This is a genomic window from Streptomyces calidiresistens (assembly GCF_014141525.1).
Classification (GTDB): domain Bacteria; phylum Actinomycetota; class Actinomycetes; order Streptomycetales; family Streptomycetaceae; genus Streptomyces; species Streptomyces calidiresistens.
Genome location: NZ_VKHS01000450.1, coordinates 1 through 4,584 on the forward strand (window position 1 = coordinate 1; position 4,584 = coordinate 4,584).

4 protein-coding genes and 1 riboswitch are annotated in these 4,584 nt (G+C 73.6%); of the genes, 3 read left to right on the forward strand and 1 reads right to left on the reverse strand.

The genetic code is table 11. The annotated features are described in order from the left end of the window. Window positions 1-73 precede the first annotated feature (73 nt). From FOE67_RS17350 to FOE67_RS17360, 3 genes are all read left to right on the forward strand, one after another. Window positions 74-1,255, forward strand: a complete 1,182-nt coding sequence (locus FOE67_RS17350; RefSeq protein ID WP_182665317.1) for a 5-(carboxyamino)imidazole ribonucleotide synthase — start codon at window positions 74-76, stop codon at window positions 1,253-1,255. Beyond that, window positions 1,252-1,836, forward strand: coding sequence for a 5-(carboxyamino)imidazole ribonucleotide mutase (gene purE / locus FOE67_RS17355; RefSeq protein ID WP_182665320.1), 585 nt, complete (start codon window positions 1,252-1,254; stop codon window positions 1,834-1,836). The genes FOE67_RS17350 and purE overlap by 4 nt, the downstream gene beginning before the upstream one ends. 71 nt (window positions 1,837-1,907) lie before the next feature. Continuing rightward, the gene (locus FOE67_RS17360) at window positions 1,908-3,107 is read left to right on the forward strand and encodes a dipeptidase (RefSeq protein WP_194444385.1); all 1,200 of its coding nucleotides are present in this window, start codon (window positions 1,908-1,910) and stop codon (window positions 3,105-3,107) included. A 185-nt stretch (window positions 3,108-3,292) separates the two neighbouring features. Here the strand turns inward: FOE67_RS17360 and FOE67_RS17365 are convergent, their stop codons facing one another. After that, complete coding sequence (locus FOE67_RS17365; protein WP_228473984.1) at window positions 3,293-3,910, reverse strand: GrpB family protein; 618 nt, start codon at window positions 3,908-3,910, stop codon at window positions 3,293-3,295. Window positions 3,911-4,259: 349 nt separating this feature from the next. Continuing rightward, window positions 4,260-4,438, forward strand: a riboswitch (cyclic di-AMP (ydaO/yuaA leader). Window positions 4,439-4,584 lie beyond the last annotated feature (146 nt).

Consider the following 4,584-nt stretch of genomic DNA (forward strand, 5'->3'; position numbering starts at 1 on the left):
CCCGCCCCCGGGGGCCCCGGTTCCGGGGCCGGCCGTCTCCGGCGGGCGTCGGGAGGGCCGCTACGCTGAGTCCGTGACATTCCCCGTAGTCGGCATGGTCGGCGGTGGCCAGCTCGCCCGTATGACCCACGAGGCGGGCATCCCGCTCGGCATCGATTTCAGGCTTCTCAGCGACACCCCCCGGGACTCCGCCGCGCTCGTGGTGCGCGATCCGGTGATCGGCGATTACCGCGATTTCGACACGCTGCGTGACTTCGCGCTCGGGTGCGACGTGATCACCTTCGACCACGAGCACGTGCCGTTGGAGCACCTGCGGGCGCTCCGCGAGGAGGGGGTGGTGATCCGCCCCGGCCCGGACGCCCTGGAGCACGCCCGGGACAAGGGCGTCATGCGCGCCCGGCTCTCCGCGCTCGGCGTGCCCTGTCCCCGGCACCGGATCGTCGCCGACCCGGCCGACGTGGCCCGCTTCGCCGCGGAGGTCGCCGAGGGGCCGAACGAACCCGCCGCGGGTGACGGCGACGCCCTCGCGGTGCCGGTGGTGCTCAAGACCGTGCGCGGCGGGTACGACGGCAAGGGCGTGTGGGTGGTGCGCACCGTCGGGGAGGCCGCCGAGCCCTTCCGCGCGGGCGTCCCGGTCCTGGCCGAGGAGAAGGTGCCCTTCGTCCGCGAACTGGCCGCCAACGTCGTCCGCTCCCCTCACGGGCAGGCCGTCGCCTACCCGGTGGTGGAGTCCATCCAGATCGACGGGGTGTGCGACACCGTCATCGCGCCCGCCCCCGACCTGCCCGGGGAGCGGGCCCTGGACGCCCAGGCCCTGGCGCTGCGGATCGCCGCCGAACTGGACGTGGTGGGTCACCTCGCCGTCGAACTGTTCGAGACCGCCGACGGGCGGGTGCTGGTCAACGAACTGGCGATGCGCCCGCACAACTCCGGCCACTGGAGCCGCGAGGGCGCGGTCACCTCGCAGTTCGCCAACCACCTGCGCGCCGTGCTGGACCTGCCGCTGGGCGACCCGCGTCCGCGTGCCCCCTGGACGGTCATGGCCAACGTGCTGGGCGGCGACTACCCCGACATGTACCAGGGGTACCTGCACTGCATGGCCCGCGACCCCGGGCTGTGCGTGAGCATGTACGGCAAGGAGGTGAAGCCCGGCCGCAAGGTGGGGCACGTCACCGCGTACGGCTCCGACCTGGCCGAGGTGCGCGAACGCGCCCGGCACGCCGCCGACTACCTGCGAGGAACGATCACCGAATGAGCGACGCCCCCGAGAGCACCGAGAACGCCGACGCCCCCGTGCCTCCCGCCGACGCCGCCCCCCTGGTGGGGATCGTGATGGGCTCCGACAGCGACTGGCCGGTCATGGAGGCCGCGGCGAAGGCGCTGGAGGAGTTCGGTGTCCCGCACGAGGTGGACGTGGTCTCCGCCCACCGGATGCCGCACGAGATGATCGCCTACGGGGAGCGGGCCGCCGGGCGCGGTCTGCGGGTGATCGTCGCCGGCGCCGGCGGCGCGGCCCACCTGCCGGGGATGCTCGCCTCCGTGACGCCCCTGCCGGTGATCGGCGTCCCCGTCCCCCTCAAGCACCTGGACGGCATGGACTCCCTGCTGTCCATCGTGCAGATGCCCGCCGGTGTCCCGGTGGCGACCGTCTCGGTGGGCGGGGCGCGCAACGCGGGTCTGCTGGCCGTCCGGATCCTGGCCGCCGCCGACCCCGCCCTGCTGGAGCGGATGGGCGACTTCCAGGGGCGGCTGCGCGAGCAGGCCGAGCACAAGGGCCGCTCGCTGCGCGCCCGGATCTCCGGGGACACCGGCTTCGGCTTCGGCGCGGCCGGGTGAGCGCCGGGCCGGCCGGTCCCGCGGAGTCCGGGTCGGCCCACGCCGACGCCGACCTCGGCCGGGCGCGGGCGCTGCTGGCCCGCCACCCCGTGCTGGACGGCCACAACGACCTGCCGTGGGCGCTGCGCGAGCAGGTCGGTTACGACCTGGACCGGTGCGACCTGGCGACGGACCGCTCGCACCACCTGCACACCGACATCCCCCGGCTGCGGGCCGGGGGCGTCGGGGCGCAGTTCTGGTCGGTGTACGTGCGCGCCGATCTCGCCGGGGACCGCGCGGTGTCCGCCTGCCTGGAGCAGATCGACGCGGTGCGCCTGATGATCGACCGGTACCCGGAGACGTTCCGACCGGCGGTGTGCGTCGCGGACGTGGAGGCGGCCCTGGCCGAGGGGCGGATCGCCTCCCTGATGGGCGCCGAGGGCGGGCACTCGATCGCGAACTCCCTGGCGACGCTGCGCGCCTTCCACCGGCTGGGCGTGCGGTACATGACGCTCACCCACAACGACACCATCGACTGGGCCGACTCGGCCACCGACGCCCCGCGTCACGACGGCCTGTCGGCCTTCGGCGAGGAGGTCGTGCGGGAGATGAACCGGCTCGGGATGCTGGTGGACCTCTCGCACGTCGCGGCGACCACGATGCGGGACGCGCTGCGGGTCAGCGGGGCACCGGTGATCTTCTCCCACTCCTCGGCCCGGGCGGTGTGCGACCACCCCCGCAACGTGCCCGACGACGTGCTGGCCGCGCTGCGGGTCAACGGTGGGGTGGCGATGGCGACCTTCGTGCCCAAGTTCGTCCTGCCGGAGGCGGGGGCCTGGACCGAGCGGGCGGACGCCAACCTCCGGGCCGCCGGCCTGGACCCGTTGGACACCTCCCCGGCGGCGATGCGGGTGCACCGGGAGTTCGAGGCCCGGGATCCGCGCCCGATCGCGACCGCGGCCACCGTCGCCGACCACCTGGACCACATGCGGGAGGTCGCCGGCGTGGACCACGTGGGCATCGGCGGCGACTACGACGGCACGGGGTTCCTGCCCCGGGGTCTGGAGAGCGTCGCCGGGTACCCGGTGCTGATCGCGGAGCTGATGCGCCGGGGATGGTCGGACCGGGACCTGGCCAAGCTGACCCGGGAGAACGCCCTGCGGGTGCTGGGGGACGCCGAGTCCACCGCCCGCGCGCTGCGCCGCACCCGGGGGCCGTCGATCGCCCGGATCGAGGACCTCGACGGTCCGCCCGGGGGGCGGGGGCCGGGAGGGCTCCCCGGCGGTTCCTGACGCCGTGTTCGGGGCGTGATGTTCGGGGCGCGCGACGGTGTGGACCGTCGCGCGCCCCGCCGTTCGGGCCCGGGTCCGAACGGGCGGAGGGACCAACGGTCCGGACGACCGCGGCCCGGGGCCCGCCGGAGGTCCCGGGGAATCCCGACGAAGGGCCCCCGGGGGGTCACCGGACGGACGGGTGGTCAGTTCTCCGGGAGTTGCCAGCCGGTGCGGGCGGCCCAGCCCTCCGCGATCTCCGCCAGGACGTCCACCACGGGGTCCTTGATGTCGGTGTAGGCGGCCAGGCCGTCGGCGTCGGCGGTGTCGTGGACGACGTGCCGGGCGAGGACGCGTTTGAAGGTGGCGTACCCCGGCACGGCCTCCGGGTGGGCCCGGAACCAGTCCCGGAACAGCAGCGCCAGCCGGAGGTTGGGCGAACCCTCGCGGCGCAGGTGGAGGTTGGCGTCGGCGTCGGTGTGGCCGCGTCGCCACCACAGGCGCTTGGCCCACGGTTCCGGCTCCTCGTCCCGGCCGGCGGGCACGTGGTCCCGGCGGTGGGGGGAGAGGACGAAGCCCAGCTCGGCCAGGGGCGCGGAGAACGCCTCCTCGGCCGCGTCGAGGGACAGTTCCGTGCCGACCTGCAGGTCGATCACCGGTTTGGCGGCCATGCCGGGGATGGCGGTGCTGCCGATGTGGGCCACCCGGGTCGCGGCCGGTCCCAGCCGCCGGCTCACCTCCTCGACCAGGTCCGTGCCCATCCGTGACCACTCGGGGGAGGGGTCCACCACCACCGGCGAAGACATCTTTCGCAAATCGGGCATTGGTTACATCACCTGCAATTTCACTTCCCCGAGCGGGGGTTGGTGACGGATGTCACCGTTTACCCTGCATTCTCCGACGGCGTGTCAGGGGTGATGTCGGCGGGGTTCGCCAAGTGGCCTTTGGATGAGCCCAGTTGGGAAAAACGCAAGATCGGCTGTTATTACCCTGTGATAATAGCCGGCCACATGCCGTTACCCGGACAAGGTGGGACACATCCCGATCGGCCCCTCCCGGGCCGCACTTCCGCTTGCCGCCTTGTTTCCGAACGGACCATCCGCTTAACGTTCAGGCCGCGTCGCACTCCGCGTCGCGCCACGAACGGCACGCCGAGTCCTGTCACCGTTCGCGGAGCCACCGCTGCACCATCCGTACGACAGGAGCGGGGGACCCACTTTGTGCCGGTCAGCGACCGGCTTGGGGTGAAGTCGCCCGTCCGGCCGGGACCTCCCGTCCCGACCGGACGACGACCGGGCACCTTTCCGGCCCGAACCCGACAGCTCACCTCGTAGGCGTCGGAGAGGAGCACACCCATGCCCGCACGCGGTCGTCACCGTCGTCAGCGCGTCAGTCGTATCTCCCGCATTTCCCTGATGCTGGGCGCCGGTGGCGCCGGCGTCGCCCTGCCCCTCATCGCCGCCGGCGGCGCGAGCGCCGCCCCGGCCCCCGTCACGGC

What these genes read in the sequence shown, in the direction of transcription:
- FOE67_RS17365 (WP_228473984.1), bottom strand. Translation starts at nt 3,910, where the DNA reads ATGCCCGATTTGCGAAAGATGTCTTCGCCGGTGGTGGTGGACCCCTCC.
- purE (WP_182665320.1), top strand. Translation starts at nt 1,252, where the DNA reads ATGAGCGACGCCCCCGAGAGCACCGAGAACGCCGACGCCCCCGTGCCT.